Source organism: Tsukamurella strandjordii (assembly GCF_039525985.1).
Classification (GTDB): Bacteria; Actinomycetota; Actinomycetes; order Mycobacteriales; family Mycobacteriaceae; genus Tsukamurella; species Tsukamurella strandjordii.
In genome coordinates this window covers 1-20,182 of the sequence record NZ_BAAAII010000008.1, presented here as the reverse complement: position 1 = coordinate 20,182, position 20,182 = coordinate 1, and the positions used below count along the sequence as shown (strand labels likewise).

The 20,182-nt window shown below is 69.0% G+C and carries 23 protein-coding genes; 10 read left to right on the top strand and 13 right to left on the bottom strand.

Going from position 1 to position 20,182, the window contains the following annotated elements; all coding sequences use genetic code 11:
- The first annotated feature begins 3 nt into the window (after positions 1–3).
- Positions 4–564 (top strand): hypothetical protein, encoded by a 561-nt coding sequence (locus ABD108_RS14645; protein WP_343930667.1) that lies wholly within the window; start codon positions 4–6, stop codon positions 562–564.
- A gap of 1 nt (position 565) precedes the next feature.
- Here the strand turns inward: ABD108_RS14645 and ABD108_RS14640 are convergent, their stop codons facing one another.
- Positions 566–1,255, bottom strand: a complete 690-nt coding sequence (locus ABD108_RS14640; protein ID WP_343930666.1) for a hypothetical protein — start codon at positions 1,253–1,255, stop codon at positions 566–568.
- 114 nt (positions 1,256–1,369) lie between these two features.
- Here ABD108_RS14640 and ABD108_RS14635 point away from each other — a divergent pair, with 114 nt between their 5' ends.
- Entirely contained in the window at positions 1,370–1,948 is a 579-nt protein-coding gene (locus tag ABD108_RS14635; RefSeq protein WP_343930665.1) for a TetR/AcrR family transcriptional regulator, read from the top strand.
- Complete coding sequence (locus tag ABD108_RS14630) at positions 1,945–3,480, top strand: MFS transporter (RefSeq protein WP_343930664.1); 1,536 nt, start codon at positions 1,945–1,947, stop codon at positions 3,478–3,480. Before ABD108_RS14635 ends, ABD108_RS14630 begins: the two co-directional genes overlap by 4 nt.
- 82 nt (positions 3,481–3,562) lie before the next feature.
- On the opposite strand, the gene ABD108_RS14625 is transcribed toward ABD108_RS14630, so the two are convergent.
- Entirely contained in the window at positions 3,563–4,300 is a 738-nt protein-coding gene (locus ABD108_RS14625) for a DUF2470 domain-containing protein (RefSeq protein WP_220657030.1), read from the bottom strand.
- A gap of 90 nt (positions 4,301–4,390) precedes the next feature.
- On the opposite strand from ABD108_RS14625, the gene ABD108_RS14620 reads away from it, so the two are divergent.
- Positions 4,391–4,786, top strand: a complete 396-nt coding sequence (locus ABD108_RS14620) for a hypothetical protein (RefSeq protein ID WP_305112506.1) — start codon at positions 4,391–4,393, stop codon at positions 4,784–4,786.
- 3 nt (positions 4,787–4,789) lie between these two features.
- On the opposite strand, the gene ABD108_RS14615 is transcribed toward ABD108_RS14620, so the two are convergent.
- Positions 4,790–5,773, bottom strand: coding sequence for a hypothetical protein (locus ABD108_RS14615; RefSeq protein WP_343930663.1), 984 nt, complete (start codon positions 5,771–5,773; stop codon positions 4,790–4,792).
- 109 nt (positions 5,774–5,882) lie between these two features.
- On the opposite strand from ABD108_RS14615, the gene pheA reads away from it, so the two are divergent.
- The gene (pheA, locus tag ABD108_RS14610; RefSeq protein WP_305112504.1) at positions 5,883–6,815 is read left to right on the top strand and encodes a prephenate dehydratase; all 933 of its coding nucleotides are present in this window, start codon (positions 5,883–5,885) and stop codon (positions 6,813–6,815) included.
- Positions 6,812–7,447, top strand: coding sequence for a histidine phosphatase family protein (locus ABD108_RS14605; protein ID WP_220657026.1), 636 nt, complete (start codon positions 6,812–6,814; stop codon positions 7,445–7,447). Before pheA ends, ABD108_RS14605 begins: the two co-directional genes overlap by 4 nt.
- 25 nt (positions 7,448–7,472) lie before the next feature.
- On the opposite strand, the gene ABD108_RS14600 is transcribed toward ABD108_RS14605, so the two are convergent.
- Together ABD108_RS14600 and ABD108_RS14595 are read right to left on the bottom strand one after the other, a co-directional pair.
- The gene (locus tag ABD108_RS14600; protein ID WP_220657025.1) at positions 7,473–7,820 is read right to left on the bottom strand and encodes a metallopeptidase family protein; all 348 of its coding nucleotides are present in this window, start codon (positions 7,818–7,820) and stop codon (positions 7,473–7,475) included.
- Between the two features lie 3 nt (positions 7,821–7,823).
- Complete coding sequence (locus ABD108_RS14595; protein ID WP_305112502.1) at positions 7,824–8,927, bottom strand: septum formation family protein; 1,104 nt, start codon at positions 8,925–8,927, stop codon at positions 7,824–7,826.
- Between the two features lie 62 nt (positions 8,928–8,989).
- Here ABD108_RS14595 and serS point away from each other — a divergent pair, with 62 nt between their 5' ends.
- A complete protein-coding gene (serS, locus tag ABD108_RS14590) occupies positions 8,990–10,243 on the top strand; it encodes a serine--tRNA ligase (RefSeq protein WP_220657023.1) in 1,254 nt (417 codons plus the stop codon).
- 72 nt (positions 10,244–10,315) lie between these two features.
- On the opposite strand, the gene ABD108_RS14585 is transcribed toward serS, so the two are convergent.
- The 6 genes from ABD108_RS14585 to ABD108_RS14560 are packed head-to-tail and all read right to left on the bottom strand — an operon-like array spanning position 10,316 to position 15,738.
- Positions 10,316–11,053, bottom strand: a complete 738-nt coding sequence (locus ABD108_RS14585; protein WP_343930661.1) for a DUF3592 domain-containing protein — start codon at positions 11,051–11,053, stop codon at positions 10,316–10,318.
- A 10-nt stretch (positions 11,054–11,063) separates the two neighbouring features.
- Entirely contained in the window at positions 11,064–11,657 is a 594-nt protein-coding gene (locus ABD108_RS14580; RefSeq protein ID WP_343930660.1) for a hypothetical protein, read from the bottom strand.
- Between the two features lie 30 nt (positions 11,658–11,687).
- Positions 11,688–12,275 carry a hypothetical protein gene (locus ABD108_RS14575; RefSeq protein ID WP_220657020.1) on the bottom strand — a complete coding sequence of 196 codons (588 nt, stop codon included), beginning with the start codon at positions 12,273–12,275 and terminating at the stop codon, positions 11,688–11,690.
- Positions 12,276–12,305: 30 nt separating this feature from the next.
- Positions 12,306–13,004, bottom strand: a complete 699-nt coding sequence (locus ABD108_RS14570) for a hypothetical protein (protein ID WP_343930659.1) — start codon at positions 13,002–13,004, stop codon at positions 12,306–12,308.
- Positions 13,005–13,042: 38 nt separating this feature from the next.
- The gene (locus ABD108_RS14565) at positions 13,043–14,164 is read right to left on the bottom strand and encodes a hypothetical protein (RefSeq protein WP_343930658.1); all 1,122 of its coding nucleotides are present in this window, start codon (positions 14,162–14,164) and stop codon (positions 13,043–13,045) included.
- On the bottom strand, positions 14,161–15,738 hold the full coding sequence (locus ABD108_RS14560; protein ID WP_343930925.1) for a Rieske 2Fe-2S domain-containing protein: 1,578 nt from the start codon (positions 15,736–15,738) through the stop codon (positions 14,161–14,163). Before ABD108_RS14560 ends, ABD108_RS14565 begins: the two co-directional genes overlap by 4 nt.
- Positions 15,739–15,823: 85 nt before the next feature.
- Here ABD108_RS14560 and ABD108_RS14555 point away from each other — a divergent pair, with 85 nt between their 5' ends.
- Both ABD108_RS14555 and ABD108_RS14550 read left to right on the top strand, forming a co-directional pair.
- Positions 15,824–16,594, top strand: coding sequence for a lysophospholipid acyltransferase family protein (locus ABD108_RS14555; protein ID WP_220657018.1), 771 nt, complete (start codon positions 15,824–15,826; stop codon positions 16,592–16,594).
- On the top strand, positions 16,587–17,420 hold the full coding sequence (locus tag ABD108_RS14550) for an HAD family hydrolase (RefSeq protein WP_220657017.1): 834 nt from the start codon (positions 16,587–16,589) through the stop codon (positions 17,418–17,420). Before ABD108_RS14555 ends, ABD108_RS14550 begins: the two co-directional genes overlap by 8 nt.
- A 33-nt stretch (positions 17,421–17,453) precedes the next feature.
- Here the strand turns inward: ABD108_RS14550 and ABD108_RS14545 are convergent, their stop codons facing one another.
- Entirely contained in the window at positions 17,454–18,062 is a 609-nt protein-coding gene (locus ABD108_RS14545) for a hypothetical protein (protein ID WP_343930657.1), read from the bottom strand.
- Positions 18,063–18,072: 10 nt separating this feature from the next.
- On the bottom strand, positions 18,073–18,534 hold the full coding sequence (locus ABD108_RS14540) for a TNT domain-containing protein (RefSeq protein WP_343930656.1): 462 nt from the start codon (positions 18,532–18,534) through the stop codon (positions 18,073–18,075).
- Positions 18,535–18,784: 250 nt separating this feature from the next.
- Here ABD108_RS14540 and ABD108_RS14535 point away from each other — a divergent pair.
- Positions 18,785–20,182, top strand: a 1,398-nt coding sequence (locus ABD108_RS14535; RefSeq protein ID WP_343930655.1) for a SpoIID/LytB domain-containing protein, incomplete at its 3' end; no start/stop codon positions are given.

The following is a 20,182-nucleotide window of genomic DNA, read 5'->3' as shown; positions in this document are numbered from 1 at the left end:
GGCATGTGGCGTAGACCGGGGCGGCGAGCCGACGATGCCGGCGACGCGTTTGTACAGCTGGGTCGTGGCGCGATGCAGGTTTACGACGCCGCGACGTCGTCGCTCATCTCACGTCTCGTGGGGGCGATTCTCGGGCGGAAGGTCCACGTTGTCGCGGGGGACTGGCGCGGTGTCGTGTACGGGGTCGACGGTGAGCCGCGTGCTCAGCCGGCATCGGTCTGGATTTTCGATCCGTCGACGATGGGTTGCGATCCGACGGTCGATCTTGCGACCTTCACCCGGCTGTTGCCGACCCAGGCGATGCTTGACGCCGTCTGCGCGGCCGAATTCGATCAATGGCTCGCGCGCAGCGGAAATTCCAGGCTTGAGCCGGCCGAGTGTGCCCCGGTCATGCCGCCGCAACTGGTCACGGGTGAGGTGTCCGCTACGCGAGCCGACATGGCGATGCCGATCGCGGACTATCTCATCTACTGCGGCAAGGCCCTGCGTGTCATGAAGGACCTCGGGCTGCAATCGGGAGACCCCGTTCCGCCCGACTTCGGCGAGCGGATCAACCGGATCTGATCTAGCCCGACGAGCTCGAGGTGGAGCCCGGTTGCGCGGGCTGATCGTCGTCGAGGCTGGACGCGGCGGGGGCGTGCCCGCTCTTGAGCGCCTTCTCGGCCGCCTTGGCGTCCTTCTCCGCCTGCTTGGCGGCTGCCTTGGCCTCCTTCTCGGCGGCCTTGATCTGCTTCTTCTTCGCGCGCTTCTTGCGCTGCACGGCGAGGAAGATCGCCAGGGCCACGGCGAAGAGGGCACCGACGATCACGCCGATCAGGGTGGCTCCGCGGAAACCGGGGGAGTCGACGTTCATCGTCTGGCGGCCGGCGTTGGCGCCGCTGCCCACGCCGATCACCACCGACAGGGTCATCAGGTTCGGCACCGATGCGGCCACCGCGAGGACGCCCGCGATGGTGGCGATCGCGGGATGGCTCTTCACCCGCCGCGCGGCGAACACCAGGATGAGAAGTGGTACGGCCGTGCTGGCGAAGCCGATGCCCAGGCCGAAGAGGGTGCCGCTGGTCATGCTCGAATCCACCCAGCGGCCGACCTGTTGGGCCCACCAGCGCGGAATGAAGGCGGACAGGCCGAAGTACACCGCGATCAGCACGCCCACGAGCACGAAGGCCGCGATGGCCTTGCGCAGCCAGGACTTCGCCGTCTCGCTCACAGTCTCCTTGACGGAGTGCTTCGTCGAACCCTCTGTGGTGTTCATCGCACCAATCTAACCGGTTCGGGCTGCAAAAGAACACCGCGCGGGTGAAGAATCGACAACACCGCGCCTTGATGTACAGTTGTACATGTACAGACGTACATTAGGAGAATGAGCATGAACGACACACCGCGCCGCCGTGACCCCGAGCGTCGCCGCCGCGAGATCGTGGACGCCGCCGCGGCGCTCGTGCTGGAGGCCGGACCCGATGCGCTGACGCACCGCAAGGTGGCCACGCGTGCCGGCGTCCCGCTGGGATCGACCACGCAGTACTTCGCCACCCTCGACGATCTGCGCGCCGCGGCGCTGCAGAGTCTCATGGCCGAAGCGGAACAGTGGCTCGCCGAACTGGAGGCCGAGTTCGTCCGGGAGGGCGCCTCGTCGACGGCCTACACCGCCGCCCTGCACCGCTACCTCGAGGACCCGCAGCTCGTGCGCGGCGATTTCGCCGTCACCTGCGCCTCGCTGCTGAGCCCCGAATTGGAGGAGCTCGCCCGGCACTGGACTGCGCGACACATCGAGACCCTGTCGCGGTACATCCCGCCCGAGAACGCCCGCGCCGTGGCGATGCTCACCGACGGCGCGACCATGGACGCCGTCATCGCCGAGAAGCCCATGGACCGCGACCTGCTCGACAGCGCCATCGCGGCGCTCTGGACCGCGCCGCTCGGCGCGACGAAGGGAACCCAGTCATGACTCAACTCACGACCGATGGCCCCGCCACCATGTCGTTCGCGCGACGGTGGGCGGCGGCGGCCGTTCTCTCGGTGAGCCTGTTGGTGATCACCGTGGATCTGACGATCCTCAACATCGCCATCCCGGATCTCTCCGCGGATCTGCGTCCCACTGCGGCGCAACAACTCTGGATCATCGACGCCTACTCGCTGGTCTTGGCCGGGCTGCTGGTGTCGACCGCCTCGCTCGGAGACCGGTTCGGCCGCAAGCGGATGCTGCTGCTGGGCTACGGCGTCTTCGGCGTGGCATCACTGTTGGTGCTGTGGGCGGAGACGCCCGGCCAGGTGATCGCGCTGCGCGCCCTGCTGGGTGTGGGCGGCGCGATGATCATGCCGACCACGCTGTCGCTGCTGCGGGTGATCTTCACCGATCCCGCCGAGCGCGCGAAGGCGCTGGGCCTGTGGGCGGCCGTGTCTGGCATCGGTGCCGCAGTCGGACCGATCGCGGGCGGCGTTCTGCTGGAGAACTTCTCGTGGCGGGCCGCGTTCCTGGTGAACGTGCCGTTCATGGCCGTGGTGCTCATCGCGGGGCTGCTCATCCTGCCCGAATCGACGGTGCCGAGCCCCGGCCGCTGGGACTACGTGGGCGCCCTCCTGTCGATCACCGGCATGGTGGCCCTGGTGTGGTCGATCAAGCGGTTCGCCAAGGACCACACCTTCGCCTCGGCGCCCGCGCTGCTGGCGCTGCTGCTCGCGGTGATCGCGCTGTCGCTGTTCGTGTACCGCTCACTGCATCGCCCCGACCCGCTGCTCGACGTGCGGCTCTTCGAGCGGCGCCAGTTCACCGCGGCCATCCTCGCCGCCCTCGGCGTGATGTTCGCGATGGCCGCCGCCCTGCTGCTGCTCGCGCAGTGGATGCAGCTGGTGGAGAACTACACACCGATCGAGACGGGAGTGCGGCTGCTGCCGGTGGCCGCGGCCGCGACCATCGCGTCCATCGCCGCGCCGTGGCTCGCCCGGGTGCTGAACGCGCGGATCGTCTTGGCGGGTGGTCTGGCCCTGGCGGGTATCGGCATGGTGTTGATCGACGCCTCGGGCGAGCTCACCTACGCGACGCTGATCGCCCCGCTGGTCCTGGTGGGCATGGGCATGGGGTCGATGACCGTTGCCTCGGCGATGATCATGTCCGGCACGCCGGAGGACAAGGCGGGCAACGCCGCCGCGCTGGAGGAGACCTCCTACGACCTGGGAAACGTGCTCGGTGTGGCCGTCCTCGGCAGTGTGGCAGCAATGCTCTACACGGCCGATGCGGACTTCGCGGCGATCCCGGGAGTGGATGCCGCCACGGCGGATGCGGCGGGCGAATCCCTCGGCGCCGCAATGGCGATCGCTCGGGAAGCGCAGATCCCGGCGCTGGCGGAGCATGCGGCCACCGGGTTCACGGCCTCACTGCAGACCACCGGTCTGGTGGGTGGCGTGATCCTGCTGGCCGTGGCGGCGGGCGTGTACCTGCTCACCCCGAAGGGCACTGATATCACCGTGCAGGCGCACTAGCGCTTCAGGAATTCGGGTTCTGCGGGCGGACGAGGCCGAATCCGGCCGTGTGTCCTCGCAGAACCCGAATTCGTGAGCGGATCTAGCTGGCGGCGCGCAGGCCGTTGAGGAACGGGCAGCCCAGCAGGATGCGGATGCCCCGCTGCAGGGCGGCCATATCGGTGGCGGGTTGCGCGAAGTTCAGGCGCACATCCACATCCGAGAGCTCGTGGTGCTCGGCACGCAGCCGGATACCGAAGCGATCGATGCCCAGCAGCCGGATGCGGTGGTTGCGCAGCTTGCCCGGAATGCGCCGGGACAGTTGGCCGACCATCTCCGGATGGTCGTTCTCCACGTGTGCCAGCCACGCGGATTCGTAGCCCGCGAACGGATCCGGCTCAGCCGCCGCGAGTTCATCGCCCGTCACCGACGAGGCGCCGGCGGTGTCGGCCAGCACGGCGGTCTCCACCGGCAGGGTCAGTAGGCGCGAGCCGTTGCCCACATCGAGCAGCGATTCCAGCGGATTCTCGATCGCCACCCGGGCGGCGAGTGCGGCACCGTCGGCCACCTCCGAGAGGGTGCCGGACAGCCACACCAGCGACCGGGTGCGTTCGCGCAGCGCGAGCGGCGAGATGTCGTTGATCTCCACCATGGCGCGCACGCCGTCGAGCCAGGGGACGTCGTCGGCGATGGCGATCACCAACCGGTCGCCGAGCACGTGGTGGAGCAGGACGGTGATCGGTTCCTGGCCGTCGGCCACCAGGACGGCCGCGTGCGGCACGACGGCGACGGTGCGGACGCGCTCTGCCGGGGTCGGCTCGGCGATCGTGGGGGCGCTCATGACGACTCCTCTCACTCGGTGGGTATGCCGTAGAAGGTAACCCTAACCTAATTGAGTCGGCAACCCGGGACAAGAGTTATCGTCATGGTGATGGCGATCGAACTGGAGCTGCTGGCACCCCCGCGCGAGCCGATGTCCCTGGTCGACGGCCTGGCGATCGCCGGACCGTCCGACCTCACGACCCATGGATTCGATCCGGACAAACCGCGCGAGCTCGTCGACTTCCTGATTCGTGGCGTCCACGAGACCGGTCCCGGATTCGCCATCGCGGTCGCCGGACCGGATCAGGCCGTGGCCGTGCTGTGCGGCACCGTCGCCGCGCTCACCGGCGACGACATCGAGGGCGCGCTCGCCGCACCCGACGAGACGCGATTGGCCGCGCTCAACCCCATGGCGCAGGACGCCGTGCGCGAGCGTCTGCGCCACCTGCTCACCCCGCAGCCACAGGCCATCACCGACCGCCTGCACGCCCTCGGATTGCGGTAGGGCTCAGGACACCTCGTCCACGGGAACGGTCCACACCGCGCGGCACACCTCGGGCGTGGGGGACTGGCTGCCGCGGTCGAACCAGCCGCGCGCGGTGGCCGACGACACGGGACGATTGTCCGAACCCACCAGCGACCAGGTGCCCGCCTGCTCCGACGCCCGTGCCAGATCGCCCGCGGCCACCCCGCGACCCACCAGCCGGCCGACCGTGGTGCCCGCGAGGCACAGGCCCTGCATGTGCTCCCGCTTGGCGTAGTCGAAACCCTGCGGACCGGTGTCCCCGCCCGCGGAGCGGATCAGCGCCCGGGCATCGGCGCTCACCCCGCTGCGTACCTCGGCCTGGCCGGCCGCGGCGAGGCCGAGCCACTGCAGCGCACCGCCCGCCTGATTTCCGATGCTGGACACCATGCGGTCGGCGTTGACGTACAGGACGTCGTTGCGGGCGCCGCACACGCCGAACGAGGTGATCTTCCAGTCCGGCGGACAGTCCGAGCCCGGCACCGCCCCGTCGGGGGAGGAGAAGAGCTCGACCCGCATCGTCGGCAGCGCCCACACCGATTCCAGGCAGGCGAGCGCGACCTCCGAGAACCGCTGCATCGCCGCACGTTCGGTGGACCACGGCGGCAGCGCGCACGACGCCGGTGTGACGAGCGCGGTGGTGAACACCGCGTTCGCGGCGATCTGGTCGACCGACGGCGGCACGGGCGCCGCCGCGGTCCCCGTGGGGGCGACGGCCGTGGGCCCGGTGGTGGCCGCGCCCTCCTTCGTGACCGCCGCCCAGCCGACGGCGCCCGCGAGCAGCGCCACTGCGGCGATGAGGGCGAGCCACCCGGCGCGGCCCAGCCGGCGCCGGCGATGCACATCCCCGGTGCCGTAGAGCCCGTTCGAGTAGGGACTGCCCGTGGGCAGCCGGTTCGCCCGCCACGGGCTCGGCCCCTGCGGCGCCGGTCCCGAACTGATCCGGTCCAGCGGGTTGTCGTCAGCCATGCGTGCCCCCATGCTCCAGCCCCACAATATCGAGATCACTATACTGAACAGTGCGGGTCGCGGGTTGTGTGTCCCTCGTCGCAGGGGTCGGCTCCGATAGGCTTTCGGGGTGACGCGCATCGCCTATTTCGGCCCTGAGGGGACCTTCACCGAGATGGCGCTGCTGCAGTGCCTGGACCTCGCCGCCCGGGGTGCGATGGAGGTGCCCGGGGTGAACCTGGTGGGCGCGGAACGGGTGAGCGCGCCCTCCCAGATCGCCGCCCTCGAGCTCGTGGCCGACGGTGCCGTCGACCTCGCGTGCGTGCCCATCGAATCGTCGGTCGAGGGTCCGGTCACGCCCACCGTCGACACCCTCGGATTCGGCCCGGCGCTGCAGATCTACGCCGAAACCGATCTCGCCGTCGCCTTCTCGATCGCCGGACACGTCCCCCTGGCGCAGGCGCGCACCGTCGGCGCCTATCCGGTCGCCTCCGCGCAGGTGCGCGGGTGGCTGGCCGCGAACGCACCGCAGGCCGAACTCGTGCCCGCCGCCTCGAACGCCGCGGCCGCTGTGGACGCGGCGGAAGGGCGGATCGACCTCGCCGTCACCACCGCGCTCGCCGCGCAGATGCACGGCGTCCCCGAACAGGCCACCGGCGTCGCCGATGTCGCCGACGCCCGCACCCGGTTCGTGCTGTGCGGGCGGCCCGGTCCCGCGCCGGCGCGCACCGGTCAGGACTGCACCTCCGTGGTGCTCGATGTGCCCAGCCGGCCGGGTTCGCTCGCTCTCGCGATGGCCGAATTCGCGCTCCGTGGAGTCGATCTCACTCGCATCGAGTCCCGGCCCAAGCGCACCGTGCTGGGGCGCTACGTGTTCCACTTCGACTGCGTGGGCCACATCGACGATCCGGCCATCGGGGAGGCGCTGCGCGCGCTGCACCGCGTGTGCGACGACGTCCGCTTCCTCGGCTCCTGGCCGCGGCCCGGCGGCCCCGGGATCGCGCCCACCGATCCCGGCGACTCCGCCGACTGGTTCCAACGATTGCGCAGGGGAGAACGATGACGGGGCTGTTGCATCTGGTCCGGCACGGCCAGACCACCGCCAACGTGGCCAAGACCCTGGACACCCGTCCGCCCGGGGCGCCGCTCACCCCGGAGGGCTCGGACCAGGCCCGACGGTTCGCCGCCGACCGTCCCGGGGTGGTTCCGGCCGCGCTGCTGTGTTCGGTCGCGCGGCGCGCGCAGCAGACCGCGGAGCTGATCGGCGCCGGCTGGGAGGCACCCGTCACCGTGATCGACGGCGTGCACGAGGTGCAGGCGGGCGACCTGGAGGGCCGCAACGACGAGGCCTCCGTGAAACAGTTCCAGGAGGTGGTGCGGCGCTGGCACTCCGGCGACCGCGCCGCGGCGCTGCCCGGCGGCGAATCGGCCGACGACCTGCTGGCCCGCTACCTGCCCGCAGTCGAGGCGGCGCGCGCGCAGTACCTCGACGGGGACGATCAGGGCGACGTGTACCTCGTGAGCCACGGCGCCGCGATCCGGCTGGTGGCCGCGCACCTGGGCCGGGTGGACGGCGAGTACGCGCACAAGCACCACCTGCCGAACACCGGGGAGATCGTGCTGCGCCCCGTGTCCGGTGGCTGGGAAGTGGTCAGCTGGGCCGACGCACCGTCGCCCGTCGATCCGATGGGCTGAGGCCGTCGGCCCGATGGGTTGAAGCTCAGGCCCAGCCCAACTCGTGGAGTCGGTGGTCGTCGATGCCGAAATGGTGGCCGATCTCGTGCAGCACCGTCACCCGGATCTCCTTGCGGAGCTGCTCCTCGGTATCGCACATCTCCATGAGCGGCTCGCGGTAGATGAAGATCCGGTCGGGCAGGGTGCCGAAGTAGGTGCTGGTGTCGCGCTCGGTGAGCGCGATGCCCTCGTACAGGCCGAGGATGGTGGGGTCCTCGTCGTTGCGGTCCCGCACCAGCACGACCACGTTGGTCATCGCCTCCGCGAGCTGCGGCGGCACATCGTCGAGCGCATCGGACACCCAGTCCTGGAAGGCGCGGCGCGAGACGTGCACGGGCTATCCGCCCGGCTTCGGCGCGGGCGCGCCGGGGAACGTGGGCATCACCGGTTTCTTACCGTCGATCAGGAGGTTGGGCGATTTCGCCGAGCCGGTGATCGGGGTGAAGGTCTTGCCGTCCGAGGAGGCCACGAAGCACACCGCGGTGCGCGCTCCGGCGGTCCACGAGGGCTGCGAGATGGTGTTCCACTGCAACTGCAGGCCCGATTTTCGGAGGCCGTCCTGCGCGCCGAACCACGCCGTGGTCCGGTCGGGGCACACCCCGCCCAGGTAGTCCTCCTGCTGCGCCGCCGTGGGCCACGAGGCGTCGGGGAACTTCTGCCGCAGGTCGACGGTGGCGGTCACCTCGAAGGCGTGCGGGGCGCTGCAGTCCACCGGCACGGTGGGCTGGCGCCGGTCGTTGATCCCGATGCAGGTGCCCACGGGCCAGGACGTGGCCTTGTCCTGGTTGGCCACCTTGCCGGTGGTCTCGATCACGGTGCCGGCGCCGTCCACGGTCTGGATGCCGCAGCGCATGGTGCGGTCACCGCCCTCCCAGGCCTTCTCCCCGGCGGTCAGCAGGCCCAGCTGGTAGCGGCTCTTCGGGTCGAGGCGCTGGCCCAGGTATTCGGCCACCACGGGTGTGCACACCTGCTCGCGCAGCGCGGCCAGCTGCTGTTCCGACGGGTACTTCGCGTCCGCGGGGAGGGTGTTCGCGGGCTCGCCCGCCACCTCGAACTTGTGCGGTGCCGAGCAGTCCACGGGGGCCAGCGCGCCGGACTTGTCCCAGGTGATGCACGCGCCGGGCTTCGATCGGGCCAGCGTGGAGCCGTTCGCGGCCAGGCGCGGACCGCCGTTCTCCTCGGCGACCGGGTCGAAGTACCCGGCGGCGAAGAGTGTGGCGCCCAGCGCGACCGCGCCCACGATCACCGCGATCAACACGGCGCGCACGTTCGCGGCGCTCACGCGGCCGGCGGCCACGTCGGTCACATCCGTCTCGGCCGCGCCGGCGCGCGGGTCGGTTCGCGCCTGCTCATCGTGATCGGAAGCCGGACGGTCCGACCCGTCCGGGGGGAGGACGGGCTCGGGCTGGGTATCGGTGTCGTCGGCCATCGGATCCATCATGCCTGGCCCCGCGGGCGAATACCGTGTGGGGCACGGTACCGGCGGCGTAATAGGCTGGTCGGGTGATCGACGTCAAGCTGCTCCGCGAGAATCCGGATCGCGTGCGCGCCTCGCAGCGCGCCCGAGGGGAAGACCCTGCGCTGGTGGACGCACTGCTATCCGCCGACGCGGACCGTCGGGCGGCCGTGCTGGCGGCCGACAACCTGCGAGCCGAGCACAAGGCCTCGTCGAAGTCGATCGGCAAGGCCTCGCCCGACGAGCGCCCGGCGCTCGTGGCCGCGGCCGGTGAGCTGGCCGCGCGGGTCAAGGAGGCCGAGGCCGCGCAGGCCCGCGCCGACGAGGCCTTCGACGAGACCGCGCGCAAGATCGGCAACGTGATCGTCGACGGCGTGCCGGCCGGCGGCGAGGACGACTTCGAGGTGCTCGAACACGTGGGCACGATTCCCGAGATCGCCGAGCCCAAGGACCACCTGGAGCTGGCCGAGGGCCTGGGCCTGCTGGACATGGAGCGCGGCGCCAAGGTGTCGGGTTCGCGGTTCTACTTCATGACCGGCTACGGCGCGCTGTTCCAGATGGCGCTGCTGCAGCTGGCGGTGCAGAAGGCCGTGGCGAACGGCTTCACGCTGATGATCCCGCCCGTGCTGGTGAAGCCGGAAGTGATGGCCGGCACCGGATTCCTCGGCGCGCACGCCGACGAGATCTACCGCCTCGAGGCCGACGACCTGTACCTGGTGGGCACCTCCGAGGTGCCGCTGGCCGGATACCACATGGGCGAGATCGTGGACCTGGCCGACGGCCCGATCCGCTATGCGGCGCAGTCGAGTTGCTTCCGCCGCGAGGCCGGCTCGTACGGCAAGGACACGCGCGGCATCATCCGCGTGCACCAGTTCGACAAGATCGAGATGTTCGTCTACTGCAAGCCGGAGGACGCCGATGCCGAGCATCAGCGGCTGCTGGACTTCGAGAAGGAGATGCTGGCCGCCGTCGAGGTGCCCTACCGCGTGATCGACGTGGCCGCGGGCGATCTCGGCAGCTCGGCCGCGCGCAAGTTCGACTGCGAGGCGTGGGTGCCCTCGCAGGGCCGCTACCGCGAGCTCACCTCCACCTCGAACTGCACCACCTTCCAGGCGCGTCGCCTCGGCGTGCGGTACCGCGACGAGGACGGCCGCCCGCAGGTGGCCGCCACGCTCAACGGCACGCTGGCCACCACCCGCTGGCTCGTCGCGATCTGGGAGAACCACCAGCAGCCCGACGGTTCCGTCCGGGTCCCCGCCGCCCTGCAGCCCTTCATCGGCACCGACGTCCTGCGTCCGTAGCTACCGAAACCGGCGGTTTCCTGCGCTATCCGGAGCCATTGTGGGTATCACCGCGGATATCGCCGGTTTCCGTCATGCGCGGATGATGATCTCGTCGGTGTCGTCGACGAACGCGACGTACGGGGTGCCCAATGCCGGTGCCCGGCGGTGCCGCCGCCAGCCGTAGTAGCGGGAGGTGAACTCCCGCGCCGCCCCCGTCACCGGGTCGGCGCCCGACATCGTGGCGACGACGACCTTGTGGGTCTTGCCTTCGACATCGGTCGATTCGTCGTCGCGGAGATCCGTGACCGACAGCGGTATCCGGGTGCCGTTGATCGCGGTCAGCTCCCGCTGGCTCTGCTTGCGGCGCATCCAGCGTTGAACGGCGCCGAAGAGGGCCGTCCAGAGCACTCCGAAGCCGATCGCCAAGGGGCCGATCCACTTCCGCAGGAAGGCATCGATCATCGCGTCCTGCGGATCGTCGGGGTTGTAGTACACGGTGACGGGATCGCCGATCGCCGGCTCGGAGGACGATGCGCCGGACTCGCGCTTGCGGTACTCGACACCGTCCACCGTGTACCCGACGATCCGCTGGTAGCTGTAGCTGATCCGGCCGTCGTCCTCGCGGCTCTCGCTCTCCTCGTAGTCCACGACCCGCCCCTGGGCGGTGACGCTCGACGCCAGGAAAACCGTATCGACCACCGTGAAGTAGCAGCCCACGACCACGGTGATGATGCCGACGGCGATGAAGATCCGGGTCATCAGCGAGGACTCCCGCACCGAGCGCACGGCCGCCCGGCGCTGCGGATCGAGCGCGGAGTAGTCGGTCACGATCGGCCTTTCAGTCGAAGATCTCGTTGACGAGCCACCACTGACCGTCGAAGTGCTCGACGGTGTTGTACGTCGGTCGGCCCTGCGCGTGCACGGGACGATTCTCGGGCGAGTGGACGAGGTAGGTGGAGTTGAGGAATCCGGCGTCGGTGATGCGGAACCAGACATTGCCGTCCTGGCGGTCGTGGAAGCTCAGCGCGTAGCTGCCGATGCGCAGATCCTCGGACTGAGCCACCTTCATGGCGCCGCTGCGGATCGCGGCCGAGGCCGATTCCATGCGCGGTTTCGCGTACGCCCAGCGGGCCTCGCGCGGGAGATCGAAGGCGGCGGCCACGAGCCCGGTCAGGCAGATCACCGGGATCACCAGGTACCGCGCGTCCCACCGCGGACGGTGCGGGGTGGCCAGCGCGACACCCACGCGGATGACCCACACCAGCGCAAAGATCGCCGTCGGCCAGAAGGCCACCAGCAACAGCATGAAGTTGCCGCCCGGCAGCGACACCGCCCAGGCGAGAACGAGGACCAGCGCGATGGCGGTGAAGGTCATCGGCCGCCCCGGGGGCCGCTGCCACCACTGGCGGTCCGGCGCATCGATGCTTTGCATGCGAAGTACGGTACGTCAAACTACGGATCGTCAGTACATATCGACCACGCGCCACCACGGCCCGTCGATATGCGTGACCTTGTCGCCCGCCGACGGTGGGCCGTAGGTGTGCGGCACGCCGTTCGCGGCGTACACGATGTAATGGGTATCGCCGATCGACCCGCGCCCGAAGCGGAAGCGCACCGTCCCGTCGATCACGGTCTGATCGACCTCGAAGGTCCCCAGCCGCATGTGCTGACGGATCGGGTGTCCCGTTCTCAGTGCGCTGTGCGCGGCATGCTCGAATGCGGGTTGCGCGTGTGCCCAGCGGGCCTTGAAAGGGGCGTCGACGTAGACCAGGCCGAAGGTGGTCAGGCCGATCAGGGGCACTGCCAGGTACCGCGCGCTCCAGCGCGGCCGGCCGGCGACCGCGATCATGGTGCGCCCGATCCAGGCGAGCGTGACCAGGCCGATCCCGCCGATGATCGCCACCCCGACCGTCGGGCTGCCGTCCTGCGGTGTGCTGGCCTCGAGGATCCAGGCTCCGCAGACGACGAGGCTCGCGATGGCGAGTGGCCATCCCGGCGGACGGTGCCACCACGCCGGCTTCTTCGGCGAGACGGACATGGTTGTGGTCATCAGGTCGATCGTACTGATTCCGAGAGAGATTCAGTCCGCATCGAAGGTCCACCATCGCGGTGCCCACGGCCGGTAGTAGCCCTGCGGATCGTCGGGCGACGGATCGGGCAGGCCCTCCGGGACGTACATCAGGCCCGTCCAGCTGTTGCCGAAGCGGAACTTCACCGCACCGTCGTCGCGCGTGAACACCCGCGCCCAGTAGGTGCCGATCCGCATGTCCCTGCCCTCGCCGCGCGGCGGCGGGTTCAACGCGATGGCCTGGAAGTCGTTCTTGGCCAGCGCGTACCGGGCGTCGGTGAGTGCGCTCGTCGCGGTGAGTCCGATGGTGATCGCCACGATCAGGGGCACCGCGACCGTCAGTCCGATCGGGACTCGGCGCCAGGTCGCGGCGGTCCGTATCACCCAGATCAGCAGCAGGACCGGAGCCACCAGGACGAAGACCAGCGGCCACCCGCCCGGTTCGGCGGGGCTGATCGACCACGCCAGAGTGCCGCAGACCGTGACCACGGCGACCATCAACCCGAGGTCGTACGCGACGAGCGGCGCCGGCTTCCCGTGTGCGCCCCGTCGCCGTGCGAACCAGGAGCCGAGCGCACCGAACCCGGCCACCGCGAGGAGCTCCTTCGGGTTCGCGAAGGTGGTCGCGAACAGCACCACCGCGGCCGTCCCCGCGACGGCGGCGACCGCACCGAGGACGGCGCCGAGCCGCGTCCACTGCCGATCTGTCATCCCTCAATGGTAAATCGTCGATTCACCATCGGCGACGATCAGACCTCGATCTGCTCTTCCAGCTTGGTGAGGCGGAACCGGGCCATCGCCAGGTTCGCGCGCGAACGATCGAGCACCAGGTACAGGAACAGCCCCTCGGCGCCCTGCTTGATGGGGCGCACGATCTGGTACTGCGAGCCCAGCGTGATCAGGATGTCCTCGATGTGATCGTCGAGGTCCAGATCGCCCAGCGTGCGGCTCATCGCCTGCACCAGCGCCGAGTTGCCCGCGGCGGCCACCTCGAGGTTGAACTCCGTCGGGTCGCCCGCGGTGGCCAGCGCCATGCCGCTCTGCGAATCCACCAGGGCCACGCCGAGTGCGCCCTCGATGCTCATCGCTTCCTTCAGCGACTCGTTGAAGTCGGTCATGTCACCGGGCTCCTTCGGTTCGGGCAGGACCGCCGGGTCCACGTAGGACTCGTCGATCTGGGTGTACGGGAACGCGTCGATCGCCAGCGTCTCACGGACGGGCGGGGGTTCGTGGTCGACTTCGACGACGTCGACCACCTCCACATCGATGTAGCCGTCGGGGTGATCCGCGGGCGCCGGGGTGGGCTCGTCGGTCACCGTCGGATCGGGCGACGGTGCCTGCGCGCCGGCCGACTCCGACCACGCGCTCTCGGCGCGCGGTTCGAACCGCGGCGGCGCGAACTGGTCGTACCCGGCGTCGAATGTCGGTGTCTCCGCGGCGGGTTCGCTCTGCGGCGGCTGCGGTGCCCCGCCGTATCGGAACGCGCCGGTGACCGCTGCCTCGAAGGTGTCGGACTCCGGCTGCACACCGAGGAAGGTCTCCGAGGTCAGCGGATCGTTGAGCGGGTCGGGCTTGCTGCGCGGCTCGGGAGCCGGCGGCCGGGGCTCGACGCGGGGCGGGGCGGGCGGAGCCTGCGGCGGTGGCCCCTGGGGCGGAAGTCCCTGGGGTGCGGCGCCCGGCGGCGGTCCCTGGACCGGTCCGGCCGGCGGGACCTGGCGCTGCGGAGCCTGCTGCGGGCCCGGTGGCACCTGCGCGGGAGACGGTGCCGCGGGCCGCTGCGGCGGGGCCTGCGTGGCCATGCCGGTGTCGTGGACGCCGTAGTAGTCGTCCACTCGCTTGCGGTTGTTCCGCGGGAACCTCGGTTTGCTCACGTCAACCTCTTCGCACGCAGTTCGTGCCCGCTCGACGTGAGGCAGCGACCCGATTCCAGGTCCCACTGCCAGCCGTGCAGGTTGCAGGTGAGCTTGCCACCCTCGACCACGCCGAACTTCGACAGGTCGGCCTTGAGGTGCGGGCAGCGGCGCTGCACCTCCCAGCCCTCCAGATCGATCGACGCGGAATCGTCGTGCGCCTCGGAGAACCAGCCGTCCGCATAGGCGATCCGCTCGGGCGTGAGGCACTTGAAGAAGGTGTAGAGGAACTCGTTGTAGCCGCCGATGCGCCAGGTGGTGAACCGCGTCGACAGGAAGATCGTGTTCACCCAGTCGGGCTCGTCGTCGCGCAGCACCGTGCGCACCAGCTCCGGCGCGATGCGGAAGCCGTACCGGTACTTGCCCTCGCCCTCCACGGGCTCGCGCACGGTGCGGTTCGGGAAGTCGAGCACCACCGTCTCGTCGCCCATCTCCAGGCCCACGGCGTACCCGATACCGTCGCTGATCAGGGCCGAAGCCTGCATGATCGGCTCGAACTTGGCCTTGAGTGCGCCCAACAGCGGCACCCCGTCGTCCTGCGCCCAGGTGGCCTTCTCCGCGGCCAGCACCGGGGCCTGACGCTCGGCGAAGGCGTCGAGGTAGGCGGTCTTGTTCTCGAAGATGTCCATCACCTCGGCCTCGGAGACCGGGTGCGACAGCGAGACCAGTTCCTTACCGCGGAAATCGCCGACGGTGCCGGGGATGAACAGCAGGCCGCCGTCGTTGCCGTTGGTGCGCATCTCCTCCAGGAACGTGATCTGGTCCGGGAAGATGTTCGACGGGTCGCCGAGCACCGTCTCCTCGCCCGTGCGGCCCTCGTCGTTGAGGTAGCGCAGCTCGGGATCGAGGAAGGCAGGCGGTCCGGCCGACGGGACCACCCAGGTGCCCGCCACCTGGTCGACGTAGCTGCGCGCGCGGTCCATGCCGCGCTGACGCTTCTGCTCCGCGAAGCGGCGCTTGGAGCCCTTCGGCATGTCGTAGACCATCGGGTACCAGATGGCGCCCGAGTACTGCAGCAGGTGCACGTCGATGTCGCCGAAGTTGTCGCCGAGCACGTCCATGTCCACCGGGCGGGCGTCGTTCATGTTGAACAGCACCGTCTCGCCGTCGGAGACCACGATGCCGGAGTCGCCGATGGGGCCGTCGGCGGGCGCGCGCAGCGCGATGATCATGATGTCGAGATCGCCCTTGGGGCCGCTGACCTTGTGCTTGACCGAATCCTCGGTCTCGAAGAACTTGGTGAAGCCCAGCTGCTCCAGCTCGCGCCGCAGGTCCGGCACGGGGTAGTCCGGCAGCAGGACGGTGGCGTCCTTGCTCACGTTCTCGGCCAGGTTCTTGGCGTCGAAGTGATCGCGGTGCAGGTGGGAGACGTACAGGTAGTCCACGTCGCCGAGGGTCTTCCAGTCCAGCTGGGTGTTATCGGGGAACGGGAACCAGGAGCCGAAATAGGCGGGGTTCACCCACGGATCGCACAGGATGGTGCCTGCATCGGTGGTGATGTGGAAACCCGCGTGCCCGACGCTGGTGACCTGCACGGTGGAGCCTTTCGCTGACATCAGTTACTGCTACAGGGTAATGGGCAACGCCCATGGACGACCTTGCACGGCTAGTCTTGCGGGCGTGGAACCCGTCTACGGCACGATCATCAAGGTGGCCCGCGGCATGTGGGCCTACCAAGGCATCAAGTTCACCGAGGTGGACTTCCAGAAGTTCCCCCGTGAGGGCGGCGCCGTCGTGGCGATCAATCACACCGGATACCTCGACTTCCCGTTCGCCGGTAAGCCCGCGGATGACGCCGGCCACCGCAAGGTCCGGTTCATGGCGAAGAAGGAGGTCTTCGACAATTCGAAGACCGGCCCGCTGATGCGCGGCTGCAAGCACATCCCCGTCGACCGAGAGGCCGGCGCCGACGCCTACCGCGCCGCCGTCGACGCCCTCAAGGCGGGCGAGCTGGTGGGCGTGTACCCCGAGGCCACGCACAGCCGCAGCTTCGAGCTCAAGGACTTCAAGTCCGGCGCCGCGCGGATGGCGATCGAGGCGAACGTGCCGATCGTTCCGGTCGTGGTGTGGGGCGCCCAGCAGATCTGGACCAAGGGGCTGCCCAAGCAGCTCGGCCGCAACAAGTTCCGCGTCATGATCGGCGTGTGCGATCCGCTCGATCCGGTGGGTCCGCCCGACGAGCTCACCGCGCGGCTCAAGACCGAGATGAACACCATGCTGCACCAGCTGCAGGACCTCTACGGTCCGCATCCGCAGGGCGAGGCCTGGGTGCCGCGCCGGCTGGGCGGATCGGCGCCCACGCTGGAGGAGGCCGATGCGATGGACGCCGCCGATATCGAGGAGCGGCGGCGTCTCCGCGAGGAGCGGCACGGCTCGGGTGAGAATGCCTGACGCTGCGCTGGGGGAGCGGCCCGTTCTGGTCGCGAGCGATGTCGACGGGACCTTGGTCGACGATGCCGAGCAGATCAGTGCGCGCACCCACGCCGCACTCAACGCCGTCCGTGATGCCGGCAGCCATTTCGTGCTGGCCACCGGTCGCCCGCCCCGCGCCGTGGACCCGATCGCCGCGCAACTCGACTTCGCGCCGCTGGCCGTGTGCGCCAACGGTGCCGTGCTGTACGACACCGGCACCTCGAAGGTGGTCTCCGCCGCTCTGATGTCGCCGGAGCTGCTGGCGCACGTGGCCGAGCTGGTCTACCGCTACCTGCCGGGCGCCGGTTTCGCCGCCGAGCGGGTGGCGCAGGGCGAGCACGACGCCGCCACCCCGCGGTTCGCGGCATCCACGGGCTACCAGCACGCCTGGCTGGAACCCGAGACGGTCTCTGCCGAGGATGCCGTGGTGCTCAGCCATCCCGCGGTGAAGCTGCTGGTCCGGCAGCCGGGGATGACCTCGGACGAGATGCACTCCCGCATCGCGCCGCACCTGGACGGCATCGCCGACGTCACCTACGCCACCAACAACGGGCTGATCGAGTTCCACGTACCCGGCGTCACCAAGGCGACGGGGATCCAGGCCGCCATGCGGCACCTCGGGCTCGACGCCGCCGCGCGCACCGCGGCCTTCGGTGACATGCCCAATGATGCGGAGATGCTGCGCTGGGCCGGTGTCGGCGTGGCCATGTCGAACGCGCATCCCGTGGCACTCGACGCCGCCAACCTGGTGACCGCCACCAACCTCGACGACGGCGTCGCACAGATCCTGGAGCGCTGGTTCTGACGGTCCCTGTCCGGCGCAGCAATAAGCCAGCAATCAGTGAGGTTGCGGAACATCTTTCATGTAGACATCGGATATATTGCGATAGCTCAAGCTAAGTGGAAAGGTTAGCGGATCGCCATTGTCGTAGTCGTAGTAGTAGACGTTCGGCGAGGATGAGTTTGAATATTTGTAGAGCCAGTCTACTCCGGCTTCGTCTTGACTGATGTGATGCTTGTTCCAATGCGGTGCGAGCCCGATGTCGAGCCATTGATGAAATGGGTTGTCAGCCCAGATCTTCGTTCTGAATCCACTGTTCTGCCTGACAAGGACGTACTTGCCCACGAGTTCAAAATTCGACGCCTTCCACTCTTGACGTCCGGTAAACGTGTCTGCTCTTTCGTACCCAGTTCGCCGCAGGCTGTAACCATCGTCGTCCCTGGTGATGGACAGATGAATTTCTCCGTCGTCCATCTGGTTCCTGGCGGGACCGTTGGGAAGTATCAGCGTGCACTCGTCCTTGAGATAGGGGCGACCGAATGCCACCAGTCGTGCGCCGGCGGTACGTTGAGCTTCGATTCCTTCGAGATAGGTTTGAACGTCGGTCCAGTACTCCATGGTGTCGACGAATTCATCTAACGTTTCCCAGGGCATCTTGTTTTCCATTCCTTGCGGATCACGGTCTCTTCACGTAGCCGTAGTTAAGCAATTCGTCGACAGAAACTCTTGTCATCTTACCGTCTGTACCTGGCTTCATTACGACGTATTGAGTACCTCCACCACCTTGATCGAATGCCTCTGCAATTTCGCCGGAACGGAATTCCCAACCGGACGGGAGCTGTTTTCCGGTACCAACAAGTGTGGTATATTCTCCTGTTGATCCGGGAGCCAATGCCCGCTGTGCGTAAGAGTCTCCCTGGGCGCCCATGAAGCTACCCTCGGTTGGTCCTATGCGGTCGATCTGCAAGGAATCAGGAATTCGATCAGACGTCACGTACCGGCCGCCTGCCGGCGCCCGGAGATATGGCCAACGCACGCGGGGCGGGCGTACCGGACGGGTCTCGGCGCAGTCGTTCGCAGGATGAGAGCGGCGCGGCCCTTGCGGTGCGGTCGGCGGCCGGCCATGCGTGGGACGCATGGTCGAATCGTGATTTAGTGCTCTGAACTGGGCGAATGCAGGTATGCGCGGGACGCATGACTGCTGCGAACAGACCCGTCGCCGACGCCTCGAGGGTCGCCCCCGATCGGCCCCCACCCCCCGAACATGTGACTGATGTGACGAAAGTTGCTCACGTGACGAATGTTGCAAATGGTGTTAGTCTCAACCTCACGTTGAGCCCTCGGATGAAACCGATGGTGCTCACACGCGTCGAGGTGAAGGAGAAACCATGCCCGTGTGGATCGACGGCGGTCCCCGTCGCCGCCGCGTGCGGCGCACGCTCGCGATCGCGATGCTCCCGGCGATCGCCGTGGGCGGAGCGGCCGCAGTGCTCAGTGGTGCCACCAGCATCAACGACCCCGCCCTCACGGTGGGGAACAGCGTCAGCTTCACCGGCCAGGGCAACGGCCACGGCCGCGGCATGGGCCAGTGGGGTGCCTTCGGCTACGCCAAGGGCGGCTGGAAGGCCGAGCAGATCGTGGCGCACTACTACGGCGGCAGCGTGCTCTCCCGCGCCGACGTGAACCTCCCCGTCAAGGTGCAGCTCACGCAGCAGAAGAACGTGAACGTGTACGCCCCCGCCGGCGCGAAGGTCGGCGATCAGCAGGTGGCCCCCGGCCAGGCCGTGCGCATCGAGGGCGGCAACGCCGTGATCACGCAGGGCTGCGGCGGCTCCGTGGTCAAGACCGTCCCCTCGGACGGCACCGTCAGCCCCGTCAACGACGCCGCGGGCCGCCCGGAGAACGAGATCCTCCGCTTCTGCGGGAGCAACGCCACCTACCGCGGCGCGCTCGTCGCGAAGGACGGCAAGGTCTTCAACACCGTCAACATCGAGGACTACCTCCGCAGCGTGGTCCCGGTCGAGAGCAAGGCCGAATGGGCCGACCAGGGCGGCGCCGAAGCACTGCGCGCCCAGGCCATCGCCGCCCGCTCGTACGCGCTCGCCGAGAGCGCCAAGCGCGGCGACCGCTACAACGACACCCAGGACTCGCAGGTCTACGGCGGTTTCGCCAAGGAGGACAAGCGCACCGACGCGGCCGTCAGCTCCACCGCCGGCCTGGTGATGTCCAAGGACGGCTTCGCCGTGCCCACCGAGTTCTCCAGCTCCACCGGCGGGTACACCGCCGGCGGTGATTTCACCGCGGTCAAGGACGACGGCGATGTCGTCTCCCCGTTCCGGAACTGGAATCAGTCGGTCCCGGCCTCGAAGATCGCCTCGGAGTTCGGCGTCGGCGAGTTCAAGTCGATCCGCGTGACCCAGGTGCAGTCGGCCGCCGCCCCGCGCGTGGCGAAGGTCGAGATCGTGGGCAGCAACCGCACCGTCACCGCCACGGGCGCCGACGTGCGCAAGAAGCTCGGCCTGCGTTCGGACTGGTTCGTCATCGACGGCCAGGGCCCCGTCGCGGGCGCGGCACCCACGTCGGGCGCCCCGGGCGCCCCGGGCGCAGCGGGTGCCCCGGCGCAGACCCCGGCGCCGGTCGCCGGCCGGGTCGTGGACCGCCAGATCGTCGCGGCCCCCGTCGACCCGTTCAACCCCGTTCCCACGGCACCGAACGCGGCGCAGGTCGCGCCTCCCGGCGCCACCACGCCCACGGTCAACCCGTCGGCTCCGGCAGCACCCGCCGCG